This is a genomic window from Corynebacterium sp. ES2715-CONJ3 (assembly GCF_024814365.1).
GTDB lineage: Bacteria > Actinomycetota > Actinomycetes > Mycobacteriales > Mycobacteriaceae > Corynebacterium.
Window position 1 is genome coordinate 19039 of sequence record NZ_JANUXS010000008.1, and the last position, 19684, is coordinate 38722.

The 19684-nt window shown below is 52.7% G+C and carries 16 protein-coding genes and 1 tRNA gene; 7 read left to right on the plus strand and 10 right to left on the minus strand.

Annotation, left to right across the window (positions count from 1 at the left end):
• Nucleotides 1–17: 17 nt before the first annotated feature.
• The 3 genes from NXT00_RS09060 to coaD are packed head-to-tail and all read left to right on the plus strand — an operon-like array spanning nt 18 to nt 1327.
• Entirely contained in the window at nt 18–233 is a 216-nt protein-coding gene (locus tag NXT00_RS09060) for an acetyl-CoA carboxylase biotin carboxyl carrier protein subunit (protein WP_259080291.1), read from the plus strand.
• A 3-nt stretch (nt 234–236) separates the two neighbouring features.
• A complete protein-coding gene (rsmD, locus tag NXT00_RS09065; RefSeq protein WP_259158781.1) occupies nt 237–821 on the plus strand; it encodes a 16S rRNA (guanine(966)-N(2))-methyltransferase RsmD in 585 nt (194 codons plus the stop codon).
• 17 nt (nt 822–838) lie between these two features.
• Nucleotides 839–1327 (plus strand): pantetheine-phosphate adenylyltransferase, encoded by a 489-nt coding sequence (coaD, locus tag NXT00_RS09070; RefSeq protein WP_259080326.1) that lies wholly within the window; start codon nt 839–841, stop codon nt 1325–1327.
• Here the strand turns inward: coaD and NXT00_RS09075 are convergent.
• The 5 genes from NXT00_RS09075 to NXT00_RS09095 form a co-directional block, all read right to left on the minus strand.
• Entirely contained in the window at nt 1324–2091 is a 768-nt protein-coding gene (locus tag NXT00_RS09075) for an amino acid ABC transporter ATP-binding protein (RefSeq protein ID WP_310470506.1), read from the minus strand. The genes coaD and NXT00_RS09075 overlap by 4 nt on opposite strands.
• Nucleotides 2092–2107: 16 nt before the next feature.
• Nucleotides 2108–3034 (minus strand): amino acid ABC transporter permease, encoded by a 927-nt coding sequence (locus NXT00_RS09080; RefSeq protein ID WP_259080293.1) that lies wholly within the window; start codon nt 3032–3034, stop codon nt 2108–2110.
• An 83-nt stretch (nt 3035–3117) separates the two neighbouring features.
• Nucleotides 3118–4074, minus strand: a complete 957-nt coding sequence (locus NXT00_RS09085) for an ABC transporter substrate-binding protein (protein WP_259080294.1) — start codon at nt 4072–4074, stop codon at nt 3118–3120.
• Between the two features lie 409 nt (nt 4075–4483).
• Entirely contained in the window at nt 4484–5407 is a 924-nt protein-coding gene (locus NXT00_RS09090; RefSeq protein ID WP_259080296.1) for a DUF368 domain-containing protein, read from the minus strand.
• A 92-nt stretch (nt 5408–5499) separates the two neighbouring features.
• Nucleotides 5500–5573 (minus strand) — tRNA-Leu (locus NXT00_RS09095).
• Between the two features lie 107 nt (nt 5574–5680).
• Here NXT00_RS09095 and polA point away from each other — a divergent pair.
• Nucleotides 5681–8362 carry a DNA polymerase I gene (gene polA / locus NXT00_RS09100; RefSeq protein ID WP_396124775.1) on the plus strand — a complete coding sequence of 894 codons (2682 nt, stop codon included), beginning with the start codon at nt 5681–5683 and terminating at the stop codon, nt 8360–8362.
• 17 nt (nt 8363–8379) lie between these two features.
• On the opposite strand, the gene NXT00_RS09105 is transcribed toward polA, so the two are convergent.
• A complete protein-coding gene (locus NXT00_RS09105) occupies nt 8380–9144 on the minus strand; it encodes a class I SAM-dependent methyltransferase (protein WP_259080298.1) in 765 nt (254 codons plus the stop codon).
• 196 nt (nt 9145–9340) lie between these two features.
• Between NXT00_RS09105 and rpsA the strand changes: the two genes are divergently transcribed.
• A complete protein-coding gene (gene rpsA, locus NXT00_RS09110) occupies nt 9341–10813 on the plus strand; it encodes a 30S ribosomal protein S1 (protein ID WP_259080299.1) in 1473 nt (490 codons plus the stop codon).
• A gap of 673 nt (nt 10814–11486) precedes the next feature.
• Here the strand turns inward: rpsA and NXT00_RS09115 are convergent.
• The 3 genes from NXT00_RS09115 to NXT00_RS09125 all read right to left on the minus strand — a co-directional run bounded on the left by NXT00_RS09115 (nt 11487) and on the right by NXT00_RS09125 (nt 15271).
• Nucleotides 11487–13106 carry an aspartate:alanine exchanger family transporter gene (locus tag NXT00_RS09115; RefSeq protein ID WP_259080300.1) on the minus strand — a complete coding sequence of 540 codons (1620 nt, stop codon included), beginning with the start codon at nt 13104–13106 and terminating at the stop codon, nt 11487–11489.
• A 298-nt stretch (nt 13107–13404) separates the two neighbouring features.
• Entirely contained in the window at nt 13405–14547 is a 1143-nt protein-coding gene (locus NXT00_RS09120; protein ID WP_259080301.1) for an 8-amino-7-oxononanoate synthase, read from the minus strand.
• Nucleotides 14540–15271: a 6-carboxyhexanoate--CoA ligase gene (locus NXT00_RS09125; RefSeq protein WP_259080302.1), complete on the minus strand. Its 732-nt coding sequence runs from the start codon at nt 15269–15271 to the stop codon at nt 14540–14542. The genes NXT00_RS09120 and NXT00_RS09125 overlap by 8 nt, the downstream gene beginning before the upstream one ends.
• A 347-nt stretch (nt 15272–15618) precedes the next feature.
• Here NXT00_RS09125 and NXT00_RS09130 point away from each other — a divergent pair, with 347 nt between their 5' ends.
• Nucleotides 15619–17652 carry a glucose PTS transporter subunit IIA gene (locus NXT00_RS09130; RefSeq protein ID WP_259158782.1) on the plus strand — a complete coding sequence of 678 codons (2034 nt, stop codon included), beginning with the start codon at nt 15619–15621 and terminating at the stop codon, nt 17650–17652.
• A gap of 72 nt (nt 17653–17724) precedes the next feature.
• Entirely contained in the window at nt 17725–18321 is a 597-nt protein-coding gene (gene coaE / locus NXT00_RS09135) for a dephospho-CoA kinase (protein ID WP_259080305.1), read from the plus strand.
• Here the strand turns inward: coaE and NXT00_RS09140 are convergent.
• Nucleotides 18262–19683: a DUF4185 domain-containing protein gene (locus NXT00_RS09140; protein ID WP_259080306.1), complete on the minus strand. Its 1422-nt coding sequence runs from the start codon at nt 19681–19683 to the stop codon at nt 18262–18264. The genes coaE and NXT00_RS09140 overlap by 60 nt on opposite strands.
• Nucleotide 19684 lies beyond the last annotated feature (1 nt).

The following is a 19684-nucleotide window of genomic DNA, read 5'->3' on the forward strand; positions in this document are numbered from 1 at the left end:
ATGATAAACTAAAGCCCATGAAAATCTGCGCCCCATTCCTAGGAATCGTCCGCTACACAGTAGCAGTAGGCGACCGCGTTGAAACCGGCGCGGAATTAGCCATCGTCGAGGCCGTGAAACTCGAGACATCGATCGTGGCACCAGGTCCTGGGATTGTTAGCGAATTGTGCTTCAATGATTTCGAGGACGTCCTAGGCGGAGACCCGCTGCTCGTGATTGCTGAGGAGGGCTAGTAAATGGGCAAAACGCGAATTATTGCTGGACAAGCTCGCGGCCGCAAGATCAAAGTTCCCGAGCAGGGGACCCGGCCTACCTCAGACAGGGCCCGTGAAGGCTTATTCTCTTCTCTTCAAGTACGCTTCGGCTTTCAAGATTCGCGCGTTCTCGACCTCTTTGCAGGTTCAGGAGCGCTCGGCCTAGAAGCGGCCTCTCGGGGGGCTAGCGAGGTGGTATTGGTCGAGTCCCAGGCCAGTGCCTGTGCGATCATCAAAGAGAACGCTGCAGTAGTAGGCCATCCTGGTGTGAGCATTGAACAAAGGGCCGTGTCTAGCTATTTAGCGATGGCGCCTCATCACTATTTTGACATGGTGCTGGCAGATCCCCCCTATGAGCTCGAGGATATTGCCGTCATCGAGATGCTCACGGCGCTTAAACCCCTGCTTGTAGATGGTGCCGCTGTGGTGGTCGAACGCCACCGTGACTCTCCTCAAACTGCATGGCCCGCAGGTTTTACCCCAACCACCCAAAAATTAAAGAAGCGTACCTTCGGTATAGCGCGTATGGATATGGCTGTTTTTGATTCCGAATTAGCGGACGGGTAATGGCGATGAATAAGCATATGCGCAGAGCGGTTGCCCCTGGGTCCTTTGACCCGGTGACGATGGGACATATTGATATCTTCCGTCGCGCTGCGGCCCAATTTGACGAATTAACGGTCCTGGTGACTGCGAATCCGAATAAGCAAAATGGACTGTTTAGCGTGAGGGAACGTATCGATCTCATCGAGCGTAGTCTTAGCGATGTACCCAATATCGTGGTGGATTGGTGGGCAGATCTTTTGGTCGATTACACCAGCGCACACGATATTTCAGTCATCGTCAAGGGCCTACGATCCTCCCTCGACTACGAGTACGAGGTGCCGATGGCGCAGATGAACCGCAATCTCTCCGGGGTGGACACCGTGTTTTTTATGACAGATCCCAAATACGGTCACGTGTCCTCGACTCTGTGCAAAGAAGTGATTCGGTTTGGCGGAGATATCAAAGAAGTGTTACCTCCGCACGTTGAGAAAGCCATCAAGGAAAAGTACAACAAGCCCCTCGACTAGGTCAAGATACTGGAAAGGAATTCCTGGGTACGTGCGTGCTGAGGATTATCCAGGACCTCCTCCGGACGGCCAGATTCAACAACTACGCCACCATCCATGAAAACCACCTGATCGGATACCTCCCGAGCGAAACCCATCTCATGAGTGACAACAAGCATAGTCATTCCCTGTTCAGCCAAATCACGCATTACGCGGAGAACCTCCCCAACCAGTTCAGGGTCGAGAGCAGAGGTAGGCTCATCAAATAGCATCAACTTGGGATCCATCGCCACCGCGCGGGCAATAGCGACCCGCTGCTGTTGGCCACCAGATAGCTGAGCCGGAAAAGCATCCGCTTTGTGCGCTAGTCCCACCTGGGCAAGGAGTTCCCTGGCGCGCTCATTTGCTTTGTCAGAATCCATTTTCTTTACATAAATCGGAGCTTCAGTGATATTCTCCAGCGCGGTGCGATGCGGAAATAGGTTGAAGTTTTGGAAAACCATACCGATATCGGAGCGCTGACGAGCCGCCTCTTTCTCGGAAATTTCGTAGAGTACGCCATTCTTCTCGCGGTAGCCGATTAAAGTTCCGTCGACGTAGAGGCGACCCGCGGTGACTTTCTCCAAGTGGTTGACGCAGCGCAAGAAGGTGGACTTACCGGAACCGCTCGGTCCGATCAAACACGTTACTGAGCCCTTCGGAACTATAAGGTCGATACCTTTGAGGACTTTGAGGCCGGAGAAAGACTTACAGACCTGTTGAGCCTCAATCATGGGTGTATTCATCTTTGAGTACCTTCTCTTATTTCCGCTTAGGGGTCTCGGGAACAATATTGATATTTTTCGGAAGCGTTCCCTCTGCATCGGCTAGGGCGCTGAGTTGGCGAGCTGTCAACTCCTTGGTTGCCCCACGATCGTAGTAAATCTCTAGGTAGTGTTGGCCCACCATCAGCAACGAGGTGATAACGAGGTACCACGTTGCCGCAACAAGAAGCAAAGGAATCGGGTCAAAAAGAGCGTTCGCAATATCCATGGCCCGCCCGTATAACTCCATTGAATAAGGAATCGCGACGACGAGCGACGTGGTCTTGAGCAGGGAAATGAACTCATTGCCTGTGGGAGGCAAGATGATACGGCGTGCCTGCGGCAAGATTGTGCGGCGAATAGTGGTCCACCAACTCATACCGAGGGCCTTTGATGCTTCGATTTGTCCAGGGGGCACAGCCTGAATCCCGGAGCGCACGATTTCTGCCATATAGGCCGCCTCGTTCAGACCGAGTCCTAGGACGGCGAGGAAGAACGTATTTCTCAGTGCGCTTTCGAGGTCGATCTCAGCTATCCCCAGGTTGAGTACTTTGAAAATATTGCCAGCTAGACCCCAGAACACCAGTTGTACATAGACTGGGGTGCCTCTAAAGATCCATAAATAAGACCATGCGATGGCGCTCAACACGGGATTGGGCGACATCCTTAGGATGGCGAGGATCTGACCGAGGACAACGCCAATAAGCATGGCTAGCACTGTGAGCGCAATAGTGTGCAGAGCCGCTTCGGCAATACGAGTATCGAAAAGGTACTGAAAATAAGTGTCCCACCCGAAGGCTTCATTTTGGCTACATGAATAAATAAAAAGAGCGACAATGCTCAGCAAGATGGTGGCCGTAACCCACCGTCCTGGGTGGTGGAGTGATTTAGCCTCAATGGGTTTGGGGCCTCGTGGGGTGCTCATAACAAGAATCTTTCGAATGTTTAGACTCCCTCGGTTGCTCATGCGGTGCCAAGGGAGTGGGTGGGATATCAGAGGATGGTTGGCTAGTTGATGGGCTGACCATTGATAGCAGCGGCTTCAACGAGGCCATTCTTCATGCCCCACTGAGCTAAAATCTCTTCGTAGTCGCCGTTGTCGATGAGGTGCTGGAGGGCGGCTGCGAGAGCGGGGGCTAATTCTGAGCCCTTTTTAACGGGCCAACCATAGTTGGCAACGGCGAAGATATCTCCAACTAGTTCGAGTCTATCCTCAGAGCGTTCAACAGCCCACGCGACCGTGGGGGAGTCGCCCGAGAATGCATCGGCACGCCCAAGGATGGCAGCATTAGCGGCGGCATCGGAGCTGTCGAAAGATAAGGTTTTGATTGCTGGTTTGCCAGCTGCTTCACATGCTGCCGAGCGTTCGGCTACATCTACCGTCTCGGAGACTGAGGCCCGTTGAACGGCCACAGTCAGGCCACACGCCTCATCGGGATCGACGCCTGAGCCGGGAGCTGCGGCCCACTGGATACCGGCATTGAAATAATCGACGAAGTCGAAGTTAGCCCTCCGCTCCTCGTTATCGGTAAAGCCGGAAGCCCCGAATTCTACGGAGCCACCGTCGATTTGGGGCAGGATCAATGAGAAGTCGAGGTCCTTAACTTCCAGTTCCAAGCCCAGCACGGAAGCGGCCGCACGAGCAAGATCGATATCAAAGCCGATGATCTTACCATCGGAATCTTTAAATTCAGCGGGGGCGAAGGGTGGGTTGGTGCCAATGCTGATCTTGCCATCCTCAGCGATGTCTGATGGAACGAGAGCGGCTATAGCGTCAACGGTGTCAGGAGTAATTTCCTTCCAACCAGAGGGAAGACCGTTACTGGCAGCGGAGGACGGGGATTCACCATCAATGGCGGCGGTATTACCTTCCGTGTTTGTAACGCAACCGCTGAGGAGTAAACCGACGGTGACTATGCTCGCTGCCGAGCGGTAGATCGATTGGTGTTTCATCGTTGAAGTCATGGAAATAAATTTATCACACTGAATAAATTTTTCATACCCTTTACGGTGGACGTCTTACCCCCGTAATCGACAGGAGACAATAAAATGTCTCCAAGCAGTGGTTATACCGGAGGTTTGGGGGTGCCTGACCAACCTTTGCGGAGTCAGCCCTGCGAGGCAGTTATCGAATATATGCATACAATTCACAAAATATGCGGAAAGTATGCATTTGATTACGGGAATGATGCTCGCCACCAATACTTCACAAAGGGGGCTGAGAACAGCCTGGTTCAGGTCTCTCCACCCGCACCCAGTTACTTGTGACCTCAAACCGCGCGAAGGTGCAAGCGATAATCGTACCCGCGCTACTAGTCCAACCAGACACACTCGGCACACACGCGGGTAACTACTTCGCTATTCGGAAACCTTGTTAGTTCTTCGATCCCTGGGTATTAAAGCGTTCGAGGATCATCACGGCACCAGCAATGGCGCCACCGAGCGCCATCATGGACAGCAACCAGCCAGTATTGCCACTCGGTGCGAGAAGCTCTCCCGAATCGCCAGTCCACGGCCATAGTGCACGTAACGAACCCAACATCAGCCCCGCCATCGCCATCATGGTGAGAGAGTGATGGTTATTGAGCAGATAATTTAACACTTTGATAAACAACGACAGCCCCGTGAGCGCCCCCGCGACAAAGACCAAGAGGACCGTGAGGTTGCGTTCGCTCACTGCGCCAATAACTGGCTCATATAGACCGATCGCTAGGAGAATGAAGGATCCGGATACTCCAGGTAATACAAGCGCGCAGATAGCAATAGCAGCAGCCCCAAATATGATCAGTAGTGATGGATCAGATTTCTCGGCCGAGGTGAATCCGGTGAGGAAAAACATACCTATAGCGGTTGCAACGAGGAGCGAAAGCGCAGGGATCAACTTGGCTTTTAAGTCCTGCTTGTTGGTCTGCTTGATCGGGACGACCAGTGAGACAGCAACCATACCGAGAAAAAGGGCGTGGGCAGTCTGGGGAGAATTCTCCACAAAGGAATGAACCACTCCAGAAAGCGCAAAGACAGTACCTAGCATTCCCACAGCCACCGCAGCGAGGAAGAGCCACTCGACTTTCCTCACCGCAGCCGCAAGGTTCGAACGATCGCGAACGAGCGATTTCGCCACGTTCAGCAGCGCGTCGGCGTTGTTAATCGCGCGCTCGTAAATACCACTGATGAGCGCAATTGTGCCACCGGAGACGCCCGGAACCATCTCGGCAAGTCCAATGAGAGCACCAATGACAACATGAACAAGATGTGAAACAGGGTTTGAGGAGCGGATCCCCTGAGTTGAGTGGTCCATTGAGCGCCTTACTGTTTATATGAGTATCAGATTTTTTATAATGTGATAGCAAAACCGCCACGTGTAAAAATACTCCGTGGCGGTGACTATCGTGCCCCTGGTGAGACTCGAACTCACACTGGACGGGTTTTGAATCCGTTGCCTCTGCCAATTGGGCTACAGGGGCGCACGGGGAAATATTAACCTATTTTCTAGATTTCTGGAAATCCCAACGTCATCCTACCCATCCCCGACTATTCCCGCGATCGACTAGACTGGTCTTTCGTGACTGAGATGGAGAACAACAAAATCGACGCCCCACGCCGCCTTATGCTCATTGACGGTCATTCTATGGCTTTCCGTGCTTTCTACGCGCTTCCGAGCGATAAATTCTCCACGTCTGGAGGTCAGCACACCAATGCTGTCTACGGTTTCCTTTCTATGCTTGCAGGATTAGTACGCGAAGAAGAACCCTCTCATATCGCGGTGGCCTTTGACCTCGAGGCTCCTACTTTTCGCAGTGAACTGTTCCCAGATTACAAGGCACAGCGTGCGCCCACCCCTGAGGAGTTCAAAGGGCAAATTTCGCTAATCAAGGACGTGCTTGAAGTCCTTGGCCTGAAAACCATCGAAAAAGACCATTATGAGGCCGATGATGTGATTGCCACATTGGCTACCGCCGCTCAACCCCTTGGTTTTACTACTCTTATAGTTACTGGAGATCGCGATTCTTTCCAGTTGGTGAACGATTCCACCACGGTGCTGTATCCCATGAAGGGGGTTTCGGTTATGCACCGCTTTACCCCTGAAGCTGTGCAGGAAAAGTATGGTCTGAGTCCTGAGCAATACCCGGACTTCGCAGCTCTTCGGGGCGACCCATCGGATAATCTCCCCTCGATTCCAAAAGTGGGAGAGAAAACCGCAACCAAGTGGATTACCCACTACGGTAATCTAGACAACTTGCTTGCGCATGCTGAAGAAATTGGGGGAGTAGTAGGCAACAATCTCCGCGAGCGCATTGATCAAGTGCGTATGAATCGCACGCTCACCGAGATGGTCAAAGATCTTCCCTTAGAATTGTCCCCGGAGCAGCTCCAGCGGGGAACGGTCGATATTACGGCGGTTCTGGATAAATTTTCAGATCTCGAATTTGGTAAAAATCTTCGCGAACGCATTTTTGAAGCCCTAGGTTTAGGGGAGCAACCTCAGACTCAGGAATCGGCCCGCGACGAAAGAGAACTCATCGAAGACAGTCAACCTGTCCATCATTGGTTAGAAGATCCTAGCCGTGACCTAGCTGCGGGAACGGCGGTCTATATTCAAGGGAGAGGAACACCGGCGAGCGGCGACGCCTATGCCTATGCACTCCTCGATAGCAAGAACCATGTTATCGTGGGTGACTTTGCAGATCTGAGCCCCGAGGAGGAGAAGGCGCTGGCTAAATTCTTCTCCAGCGACGCCCCCAAGATTATGCATGAGGCCAAAGCGTGCTACCACATGTTAAAGGGACGCGGGTTCACTTTATCGGGGATCCGCCATGATACTGCTGTGGCTGCCTATATATTGCGCCCCGGCCAGCGAACCTACTCTCTCGAGGATGTTTATCAGCGGCATCTTCAGGGACAACTCGGTGCCGATAACGGGGGTCAATTGAGCTTGATCGACGAGGATAACCATCGCATCCTTAAGGACTCTGTTCGGGCAATTATCTCGCTAGCTGAATCCTTGACCAAGGAATTGCAAGAAATGGACTCCTTCGAGCTTTATAGCGACTTAGAGATTCCTCTTATCCAGTCACTCGCTGTGATGGAGGATGCCGGAATTGCGGTGGATCGAGCTGTGTTAGAGGAACAGCTGGCAGACTTCAAAGACCAAGTGGCCAGGGAGGAAGAGGCAGCACGTGAGCTCGCGGGTGACCCGACGCTCCTCCTGACCTCACCGAAACAGCTGCAGGTTGTCCTTTTTGAAACTCTGGGACTTCCCAAAACTAAAAAAACCAAGACAGGCTACTCCACAGCAGCTAAAGAGATTGAAGCGCTTGCTGTCAAATATCCGCATCCCTTCCTTGATCATCTTTTAGCACACCGCGAATATCAGAAAATGAAGACCACTCTAGAGGGTCTGATTAAAGCTATCGGCGAGGATGGGCGTATTCACACCACCTTTAACCAAACTGTGACGTCCACGGGCAGACTATCCTCCACGGAACCTAACCTGCAGAATATCCCAGTGCGAACTGCAGCCGGGCGCAAAATCCGCTCCGCCTTCACTCCTGGGCCAGGGTACGACACGCTCTTGACTGCCGATTATTCCCAGATTGAAATGCGAGTGATGGCGCATCTTTCGCAAGATGTTGGCCTTATTGAGGCGTATCAACGTGGTGAGGATCTTCATAATTACGTGGGATCAAAAGTATTTGATGTCCCCGTTTCTGAAGTGACGGCGGAGTTGCGCCGCCGCGTCAAGGCCATGTCCTACGGGCTGGTCTACGGGCTCTCGGCCTTCGGCCTATCACAACAGCTGGGAATCACCCCAGGTGAGGCCAAGGGAATCATGGAAAACTACTTCGAGCGCTTTGGTGGAGTTAAACGTTATCTTGATGATATCGTCGAACAAGCTCGACGCAGTGGATACACAGCTACCCTCTTCGGGCGCCGGCGTTATTTACCAGAGTTGAGTTCCACAAATCGGGTTGCTCGGGAAAACGCCGAACGTGCGGCTTTGAATGCGCCCATCCAAGGAAGCGCTGCCGATATCATTAAAGTTGCTATGTTGCGCGTCGACCGGCATTTGGAGAAAACGCAATCTCGGGTGCTCCTCCAAGTCCACGACGAGTTGGTGGTAGAGGTAGCTCCCGGGGAACTCGACATGGTTACCAAGATTGTGGAAGCCGAGATGGACCGAGCCATATCGCTCTCGGTTCCCCTGGAAGTATCAGCCGGACATGGAGCTAACTGGGAAGAGGCTGCCCACTAAAGTTTCTAGTGGTGGCCTTATAGAGGGCGGTGAGCCTGAATGATCATAGTACCTGGGAAAATTTTGCCGCGGAGAGGAGACCATTGGCCCCACGTTGTTTCCAAAGAATCCGGCCATTCGGGTTCGACGAAGGCGTCGATGTGAAAACCACTGGTGGCTAAGGCGTTGATGTGGTCGGCCAAGGTGTGCTGAAATTCCACATAGTCAGGGCAAGTATCGTCAGCGGAATATTCCACGTAGTCCTTCTCAAAGTACGATGTGACTGCCATGAGTCCTGCTTCGCCTGGATCGTCGAGAAAAACCCATCGCATGGGATGGTTCGTGGAATAAACAAAACGTCCACCGGGGGTGAGCAAATTATAGATTGAACCAAATAACTCGGTGAGATCTTCCACGAAAGGAATGGCGCCAAAAACCGAGAAGACACAATCGAATGTTTCTTGGGCAAAGGGGAGAGCTGTGGCATCAGCCTGTACTAGAGGCAACGAGGTCGCTGCATACTTGAGCATGGACGATGAAATGTCGAAGCCCACCACGAATGCGTGGGGGAAGCGCACCTTCAACCACTGGGAACAGGGAGCCGAGCCGCAGCCTAGTTCGAGGACAGTATGCTGGGAGAGATCACCCAGCAACTGGGCCTCTTGCTCGTGAAGCATCTCAGGGCACCAGTAAAAGGATGACAGATATTCAGCGTGACTTCTGTGGTACTGCGTGGCATCGAGGTCCCAATATTTTTGATTGGCCAATGAGGCTATTGGGGTTGGAGTTTTATCGGCAAACACAGCGACCCATTCTATTTGCTTTAGCTGGGAAAATGGCGTATCCTTGGCCACGCGTGTCTATGTTCGTATCGCCATCTTGCTTATGTAGGGAAGTAAGACGGGATGCGGCGAGATTGAATCGCTCTCTTTAGATGCAATTCAAGAGACATGAACTGTCCATCATCGATTCCTACATATTTCGGAGCACTTTTAACTTATGACCTCCAAGAACGTACCTCAGGTCGCTGTCAACGACATCGGCTCTCCTGAGGATTTCCTCGCAGCCATCGACGCCACCATCAAATATTTTAACGATGGAGACATCGTCGAAGGTACCGTGGTTAAGGTTGACCACGATGAGGTTTTGCTCGATATCGGATACAAGACCGAAGGTGTCATTCCGGTACGCGAGCTGTCCATCAAGCACGATGTCGACCCCGGCGAAGTAGTCGAGGTTGGCGACGAGATCGACGCCCTAGTTCTCACTAAAGAGGATAAAGAAGGTCGTCTGATCCTGTCCAAGAAGCGCGCTCAGTACGAGCGAGCATGGGGCGCCATCGAAGAACTCAAGGAAAAAGACGAGGCCGTTACCGGTACCGTTATCGAGGTTGTCAAGGGCGGCCTCATCCTTGATATTGGACTGCGCGGCTTCCTGCCAGCTTCTCTCGTTGAAATGCGCCGCGTGCGTGAACTCGACCCTTATATCGGTCAGCAGATCGAAGCAAAGATCATCGAGCTCGATAAGCAGCGTAATAACGTTGTTCTTTCCCGCCGTGCATGGCTTGAGCAGACCCAGTCTGAGGTTCGCTCGGAGTTCCTGCACCAGCTGCAAAAGGGCCAGGTACGCAAGGGTCACGTGTCTTCCATCGTCAACTTCGGCGCTTTCGTCGATCTCGGCGGTGTTGACGGCCTCGTTCACGTATCCGAGCTCTCCTGGAAGCATATCGATCACCCATCCGAGGTCGTCACCGTTGGTGACGAAGTAACCGTAGAGGTGCTCGACGTTGATCTTGACCGCGAGCGCGTATCGCTCTCGCTCAAGGCAACCCAGGAAGATCCATGGCGCGTCTTCGCACGCACCCACGCTGTCGGCCAGATTGTTCCCGGCAAGGTTACCAAGCTCGTTCCATTCGGTGCTTTCGTCCGCGTCGAAGAGGGTATCGAGGGTCTCGTACATATCTCCGAGCTGGCTCAGCGTCACGTCGAGGTACCAGACCAGGTTGTCAACGTCAACGAAGAGGCAATGGTTAAGGTCATCGACATCGATCTCGAGCGTCGTCGCATCTCCCTCTCCCTCAAGCAGGCTGATGAGGACTACACCGAGGAATTCGATCCCTCGAAGTACGGTATGGCCGACTCCTATGACGAGCAGGGCAATTATATCTTCCCTGAAGGCTTCGATCCTGAGACTAATGAATGGCTCGAGGGCTTCGATGCTCAGCGTCAGGAGTGGGAGGCTCGTTACGCCGAGTCTGAGCGTCGCTTCCAGCTTCACACCCAGCAAATCGAGCGGAACCGTGCCGCAGCCGCTGAGGCTGCCGCAGCGGGTGAGTCCGAAGGTGGAAACTACTCTTCCCAGTCTGACCAGGCAGCTCCGGCCGAAGCAGCGGAAGTAGCAGCGGAAACCGGTGGCTCACTTGCTTCTGATGAGCAACTTGCCGCTTTGCGCGAGAAGCTCGCTGGCAGCTAAAGCTCGCTGTGCGTAATCCCCATTCACCTGAATGATCAGGTGAATGGGGTTTTCTTTATTTTCCGCTATGAACTTAAGTCGGCTGCTCAGGTATTCGCCCTCCTAGACAATTCAACGGATAGTCACTTGCGCGTTAATTAGGCTGCTGTCGAGCTGCTAAAGCGACGTTCATATCTGGTTTAGGTAAAGCACCCCATCAGTCACTTAATGGGCCAATTTATTCTGTTGGTGGTTGCTTTCGCCGTTTCGTCGACCATGCCGATGGGGAAGGTAACTTAATTTTCCTTTTTCCCATTGCTAAGAATTGTAGAGTCACCTGTGAGAGGATTACTCGAGTTTGTTGATACGTTGATGAGGTCAAAGTTGAGTATCTTACAAAATTTCAACCCCTCGGCGCGCTGCAGGTTCCGGCCCGAGGAGCTGATCTCATCGCGGGCACCGTGAATACCGTGGCGCTTTGAGACCTAGGGTTTTAGTAGTGGACTCTAGTCGTTCATACGTTACCCTTTCACCAAAGCCAAGATACCGGTAAAGAGCTACAGTATAGATCTATAGTTATGGCAGCAAGGGGCCATCTAGAGGATGGTCGGGCTCTCTGCGATTGGGGGTTCAAACTCAAAAAAAGCTCGCCTCCTGTTAAGGTGAAGCGAGCTTTTCCGTCTTGGATCAGGCGTTAAGTGAGGACAAGAGCAAACGCGAGTAGCTGGGCACAGAGGATCTTCGTGACCATAGCCATCGGGTATACCGTCGTGTAGCCAATAGAGGGCAACTCGTTGCGGGTATGGTCCGAAACATAGGATAAAATTGCAGGGTGGGTCTGCATACCTGCGAGGATGCCAGCTACTTGACCGAATGGAATTTTGAGTAATTTATAGCCCACAATCAGGGTGCACAAACTCATGGCAATCGTGCCTATAGCGCCAACAAAAATAATCTTTAGAGATTCTGGATCTTTCAGGGCTTCTCCGAAACCAGCACCGGCGGTGGTACCAATTCCAGCAAGGAAGAGTGTGATACCGAATTGACGCAAGGCCAAATTAGCGCCATAAGGTACTTGCCACACTACAGGACCGGTGCGCTCGATATAGCCGAGAAGTAATGCCACGATGAGGGGGCCGCCCGCGGAGCCGAGCTTAAGTTCAGCGCCACCAACAAGAGGAAGTGCCACCATGCCTAGCAGTACACCGAATCCGAGGCCCGTAACCAGGGGAAGAAGGTTAATATCGGACAGGGATTTGTAGGAATCGCCGAAGATCCTTGTGGCTTGATCGATTCGACCTCGAGGAGCCACAACGCGAACTCGATCGCCTAACTGCAGGACGGTATCTGGGGTGGCCACCGTGTCCATATCCCCTCGGCGCACCTGTGTCACCAACATATCGTGGAGACGAGAACGTAGCTTGCGGAGAGGGATACCAACAATATCTGGGGACGACACAAAGATTCTGCGGTAGTCAATAGTCTCGCCGTGAGTGGGAGAGCCAGGGACGTGCTCACCGACGAAGGCGCCCACCTTGTCGAGCTCCATGGCTGTGCCAACTATCGAGACCGTGTCGCCGAGTTCGGCTTCATCGCCTGGTTCTGGCAGGTAGAACTTACCGTTATGCTCGATTCGGGATACTATAATCTCCAATTCGAAGGCATGGGGCCATTGATTGATGGGGGGTAGGTTCTCTTCGGTGACCTTGAATCGACGAGTCTCTAGAGGGGTGACAGCTACGCCTGCGTCTTTTGCTTCCTGCTCGTGATTGATTTTAAAAACTTTGGACATGAGTGCGATCGAGAGAATGACACCGAGCACACCAATGGGATAGGCAAGCGAGTACGCAACGACAGGAAGCTCTGCTACGTCACTATTTTCGTTACCTAGAAGCTGTGGCATGGTATCCACAATGGCAGCCATAGCAGGAGTATTCGTGCCAGCACCGGTAAATAGTCCCGCTCCGGAAGCGGCATCGATTCCAGCAAGCTTGATAGCTATATATGAAATCCCGGTCAGCACAATGATCATGCTAAAGCCCAGCATATTGTTTTTGAGCCCGATGGTTTTCATCGATGCGAAAAATGTTGGGCCGGCTTCGAGCCCGATGGTATAGACGAATAGGCTCAAACCCACAATGAACAAAATGGGGGGTAGGGTGATGCGCGGTTCAATGGTAGCGAAGGCCAGACCAACGAAAAGCACAGCAGCTACGCCGAGTCGAAAATTTCCGATCCGAATCTTCCCTACGAGTAATCCGACGGCCATGATGGTGATCAAAGCGAGGAGCTGATTTTCAACAAGTAATTGCACGTTACCTATGGTGGCACGCAAAAAAACATAATTCAACCTGCGGTTTAGTGATCTTGATGGGGGTAGGCGCACAACTCTTTCGCCTAAACTCTCATCTTCTCGTCAACGCTATTGGGAATTTGTGTCCAAATAGGGCTAAGTCTGTTTATCGCTCGTGCACTAAGCTCTGCGAATCGAGGGGAAGGGTGTTTTTTCTCCAATCCAATGGGGGTAACCTCCCATGCTTTTACAGTGACATTATACGAGGATGTGTGATCAAAACTTCATCCTTATTGAAAGTAGACGAGCGTGACATAGTTTAGCTATTGCAGACGATTGAGGCGACCAGTCGATCAATATCGGCTTCGGTGTGCAAAGCAGAAAGGCACAACCGGAGTAATGCTTTCCCGCGGGCAACAGTGGGATATCGAATGGCGGGGGCATATATCCCGGCATCTTCGAGATTGCGAGCGATGGTTATAGCTAGGCGTTCATCGCCAATGGGAACCGGGATAATGGGATGGGGGACCGAGGGCGATTGCATTCTCATCGATGCATAAAAATATCCGATGACCTCGTGCAGACGAGCGATGAGTTGATGATCGGTATCGAGAATTCGGAGAGCCTCGCTACAGCTTCCAACTGTGGCTGGAGTTGGAGCGGTGGAATAAACAAAGCTACGAGAGTGGTTGTAAAGGAATTCCCGCACCGGAGTGCTGCAGAGAGCAAAGCCCCCCTCCACACCCAAAGCTTTAGATGCAGTTCCGATTAATATATCGGGCTTTATACCGGCCCACTCGCTGACGCCCCGTCCAGTCCGTCCCACGGTGCCTACCCCATGTGCATCGTCGATGAGCAACCACGCATCGTAGTCGGCGGCTAGCTGCGCCAGTCTGGGCAGATCCACCACCGAACCCGACATAGAGAAGACACCATCGGAGATGATAAGAGCGTGTGGAGTCGTGCGGTGGCTCAACGCGCGGGCGAGGTATTCGAAATCCTGGTGGGGGTAGATTGTGAGCTGAGAGCTTTTAGCGAGCTTAATACCATCAATGAGCGAGGCGTGGTTGAAGGCGTCGGAAAACACTGTCACCTCGGGACCAGCTAGTGCTGAAATGACGCCCAAGTTGCACAGATAGCCGGTAGCGAAAAAAATACAGTCGGAGTAACCGAAGAACTCCGCTAGTTGGTTCTCTAGCATTCGATGAATCGTTTCGCCGGATGTTAGCCGAGACCCACCAGAACCTGCACCGTATAAATTGGAGGCTTTTTGTCCAGCCGCAATGACGCGGGGATCGCACGCGAGCCCCAAGTAATCGCTGCTTGCAAAACTAAGTGTGGGATGCCCATTGAGGACTGTGCGCGGTTGTGGGGCGGTGTCGAACCGACGGGGACTTCGCTGTAACTCAGCTGCCTCCCATTGGTGGTTCCAGGATGTGGTGACGCTGTTCAGACTAGTCATCGTGACCACCGTGGAAGTGTCCCGTGACAAGGACGGGTTGGTCTTCGAGATAAGCGATCGTACGCCCGAGGTCGAAATTATATTGGGTACTATCCACGATGATCACTCGACCACCACTACCGTTTTTCTTCATATTAGGAATTCGGTAATAGGTTCCTGCTAATGCTATATAACCTGTTGTGTAGTCGGGATCGTCACTCATGCAAAGTTCAGCCACAACCCCAGGTGCACTAAGGGTTTTCGTTGCCAAAATGCGAGCCTCGACGTGGTGATTCTTTGATCCTCGGTGGATAGTGTGCTCATAGTCAAAGGTGCTAACTCGAATACCGCGATGCCGATCGGGCTCTATGCGGCGGAGTCGGCGAGCATCTAACAAGGCGGCCCCACGCATGTCTTTAATTGAGAAAATCAAGTCTTGCGCCAGTTCTGCCGCGGAGGTGCTAAGCCCATTTTTGGTTAATAGTTCTGCGATACTGGTGCCGGCGGGAAGCTCTACGCAGGGAAGTAGAGGGACACGCAGTGGGTCTTGGTCTAGTCTCTCGACGCGCAAGGAGATGCTATCCGGCTCTGCCTTAGGATGAGTGAGGGCGCGCTCTATTAAATCTGCTGCAATCTGGGTAATATCGCTAGGTTTGTCTCTAGCGGAAGCGTTCGTGAGACGTTCGGCGCCGGAGATGTGGGTTCCTTGGTTGGAGGCATGCATGCGGATTGAGTAGTAGGCCATGGGCTAACAGAGTAACAGGATAGCTGGGCATGAGGGGGAAAGGGATGTGGGAAACGGGGTGAATCTCGCGGTCAAAATTGTGGGTTTGCTGTGGTTTTGCTGTGGGTTTATTTTTGAGTCATGTGAGAAAATCCGCTTGCTTTCTTGAATGTGAGCTGGGCTATGCAATATACTGGGAGGGATTGTTCTGTGAACCAAATTTTTGGTCGGAACAAACCAAGAAAGGTTCAGCCAGATCATTGAGTGGCAGCATCGTTGCTGACTCAGGCGGTTGGATCGAAGAGAGTGAGTCCTAGGTGCTTACTCTTTTACGTTTTTAATGTAAATCTCTAGCGAAAGGCCTGAAAATGGCTGAAAAAACTACCCTGGGGACCGCCTCAGAGTTTATCCTCGATAAGATCGGGGGTGCGGAAAACGTCGCCTCGATGACGCACTGTGCCACCCGACTCCGCTTCCAGCTCAATGATCAGTCCAAAGCTGATCAGAAGGCTCTCGATTCTCACCCTAAGGTCCTCGGTGTTGTACCGCAGGGCTCCAATGGCCTCCAGGTCGTCATGGGTGGCGATGTTGCCAATTATTACCAGGAGCTTACGAAACTTCCAGGTATGGGAGCCAAAGACAGTGCCGCCGAGTCTTCGAAGAAGCAATACGACGGTGTCAGAGGCAAATATAGCTGGGTGGACTACTGCTTCGAGTTCCTCTCTGATACATTCCGCCCGATTCTCTGGGCTCTTCTTGGCGCCTCGCTGATTATCACCATGCTCGTGCTGGCTGACACCTTCGGCTGGCAAGATTTCCGCCAAGATGTCGCAGAGCAGCCTCCGGTCTATCAGCTACTCCACGCCATGTGGACTTCCGTCTTCTACTTCCTCCCCGTCATGATCGGTGCTACCGCAGCGCGTAAGCTGGGAGCAAACGAGTGGGTGGGCGCCGCCATTCCCGCCGCTTTGCTCACTCCCGCTTTCATGGCGATGGGTAGCAAGGGTGACGTCGTAGATCTTGCTGGTCTACCACTAGTTATTAACGAGTACTCCGGTCAGGTTTTCCCTCCGATTATGGCTGCAATTGGCCTGTTCTGGGTGGAGAAGGGTCTTAAGAAAATCATCCCGAGTGCGGTGCAAATGGTCTTTGTACCATTTATCTCCCTGCTCATCATGATCCCAGCTACCGCCTTCTTGCTCGGCCCCTTCGGTATTTTCATCGGTAACGGAATTACCAGCGTTTTGACAGCGGTAAACGGTTTCAGCCCATTCATCTTGGCTATTTTGGTTCCTTGCCTCTACCCATTCCTCGTTCCATTGGGTCTGCACTGGCCGCTCAACGCCATTATGATCCAAAATATTGCAACCCTCGGTTACGACTTCATCCAGGGCCCCATGGGTGCATGGAACTTCGCCTGCTTCGGAGTTGTTACCGGCGTTATGGTCATCTCCATCCGTGAAAAGAACAACGGCATGCGCCAGGTTTCCCTTGGCGCAATGATGGCCGGTCTTCTTGGCGGTATCTCTGAGCCTTCGCTCTACGGCGTGCTGTTGCGCTTCCGTAAGACCTATTTCCGCCTCATTCCGGGTTGTATCGCCGGTGGTGTCGTTATGGGTATCTTCAATGTCAAGGCTCAGGCTTTCGTCTTCACCTCGCTGCTCACAATCGGCGCTATGGACCCCGCTGGTGGATACGCAATCGGTATTGCCGTCGCTTTCTTCACCTCCATGTTCTTAGTCATTTTCCTCGATTACCGCACCAAAGAAGAGCGTGACGAAGTGCTTGCTAGCCTGGCTAGTCAGCGTGAGACCGAGATTGAAGCAGCTCCGACTGTCGCGACTCCTGCTCCTGCTGCTACTCCAGCCGCTGCACCTGCTGCAGCCGCTACTTCCGGTGGCGCAGTCGCTGTTGCCACTCCGGTTAAGACCGCACTCGAAGAGGGCGCTTTGACTGAGCTGGTTTCGCCCCTCGCCGGCGCAGCTATCACCCTCAGTGAAGTTCCAGATCCCATCTTTGCTGCTGAAAAGCTTGGCAAAGGCGTAGCGATTGTTCCCACGGGTACAACCGTTTACGCTCCAGCTGACGCAACTGTCATTTCCGTTCCTAAGTCAGGCCATGCCGTAGGCCTGCGTCTGGACAACGGTATTGAGCTGCTTGTTCACGTTGGTATCGACACCGTTCAACTCGGTGGCGAGGGATTCGAGATTCATGTGGAGCGTAAACAGCATGTAACTGCTGGAACCCCGCTGATTTCCTTCGATCCTGAATTCATCAGCTCAAAGGGCTATAACTTGGTGACGCCAGTACTGGTTACCAACCACGCGAAATTCTCAGACGTGAGCGGTTTGGCCCCACAAAACGTGGATACCAATACCGTAGTAATTCGCACTCAGAAGTAGTATCTTCTTTTCCTCAAATCCCCAGCACTCTCCACGGGCGCTGGGGATTTAACATGCACTAGTATAAATTTCATGAAGATCATTGGGCTCACTGGTGGCATCGGTTCCGGTAAATCGACTGTTGCAAAAGAATTCGCATCTCTTGGAGTTACGGTGATAGACGCCGATCACATTGCCCGCGACATCGTCGAGCCAGGAATGCCAGCCCTCAACGAACTAGCTGACGCATTCGGCGGGGATATCATCAAAGATGACGGTCATCTCAATAGAGGATTACTCGCGGAGCGCGCTTTTAGCAGCCCGGAGAAGACCGCCCAACTGAGCTCGATTACCCACCCTCGCATCCGAGAGCGCACCGAGGCCCTCTTTGAGTCCTACCGTAAGGCAGGGCATCCTATAGTCATTTGGGATGTACCGCTCCTCGTCGATAAGGGGTACCACCGTCACTGCGATGCCGTTATCGTGGTTGATACCTGTGCTACCGAGCGGCTCAGGCGGTTAGTACACTTGCGCGGGCTGAGCGAGAAGGATGCTAACGCTCGCATTGCTGCTCAGATCAGCGACACCGAGAGACTACAGGTCGCCGACTTTGTCATCGATAATAACGGCTCACTCGACGCCATTCCCGCGCACGTCTCTCGGATTCTCCAAAGACTTCGGGATCAGTGAAAGCTCTGTAAGCCCTGTAACCCTAGTAGTCTCAAGGGCAGGGGATAGATCCACAACCTTTTCTACGGTGAGATTATCCTCGGTGTCGTGGTTGCTTTTAACGCTGGCGTTTAGAGATATTTCATCAAGTTTCGTGCGCATGACCAGTACGTTATATGCTCCCCACGTAGACGCCACCCATTCGAGTGTCCCTGAATTCTGATGGGGCAGGATAAAACCACCATAGATATCGGGGATTGTTGCGCGACTAATAAGCATGCGCTTCGAACTCCACGGGCCGGTTATCTTTTCTGCGGTACGAAGCACCATTCCGTTCTCGTCCAGGTAGAGTACTACCCATCGGCCTAAACCTTCGTGGAAGGTCACCGAAAGTTCAGAAACCCTTCCATCCAGTAGTGGAAGCTCCACCGCCGGATCGTCAGTCCACGTCGAGCCGTCGAAGTATTCGAAAGCGTTTTCGGCGGGGAACTCCGACTTAGCCGCACGAGATAGATAAGCTGACCCATCGCGACCGGATTTAGTGCTTATCCGGTAGATATAGTTGTCATCGTGAGTGAAGGCGCTCATCTGAAGGTGCGAATTCCCGTGTCTGTAGGCGCTAAACCCTGGGATACTCGGTAGGTTCTCTGCATCTGCATTGACACGAATGGATTCGGGAACGAGTGACCAATTTACTCCATCGACACTCATCACTGTAGCCGCATAATTGGTATCCCAATACCCTGGAGCACCCCAGCGACGCACCGACATATAGTCAATATAGTGCGCACCATTGACATATATCCCCGCGGTGGGGATGGTGGTGTGCTCTATTCCCGGAACCTTCAGCGAGCCGATAATTTCCCGGGCGAATCCCGACGACGACCATCCACCCGCAGTCAAAGCCTCATCGAGGGTTAACCCATCCGAGTAGTCCTTATCTACAGTGCGTAGCAGGACATTCGAGCGCCAGCCATTATCAGCTCCATCGCAGCTCATGGTGTCGCCAAATGCCATATAGGTGTAATTTTCAGGTCCGGACCACGCGATACCTAAGTCGGTGCCCGAAATACCAAAACGAGAATGAGTACGCTGCGGGGAACCTGGACCAGTCAGTAGATGAAGGGATTGAGTTGCACCCTGGAGGATGGGCATTTGGCCAGGATGCCGCCCCTGATCAAGCGAACTACTTCCATGACTGGAACTAAATAAGGACGAGCCCGACAAGAAGGGTAAGGAAGAACTCCCCTGGGGTTGAAAGTGTTCACCTTCTTGCGGCACGCGAGTGTAGTCACATGGCGCTGCGGTGACCGCGGGGGCGGTGAATAATTGGCCGAGTACGGTGGCAGCACACACACTGAACGCCAGTCTTCTCATTTGCATA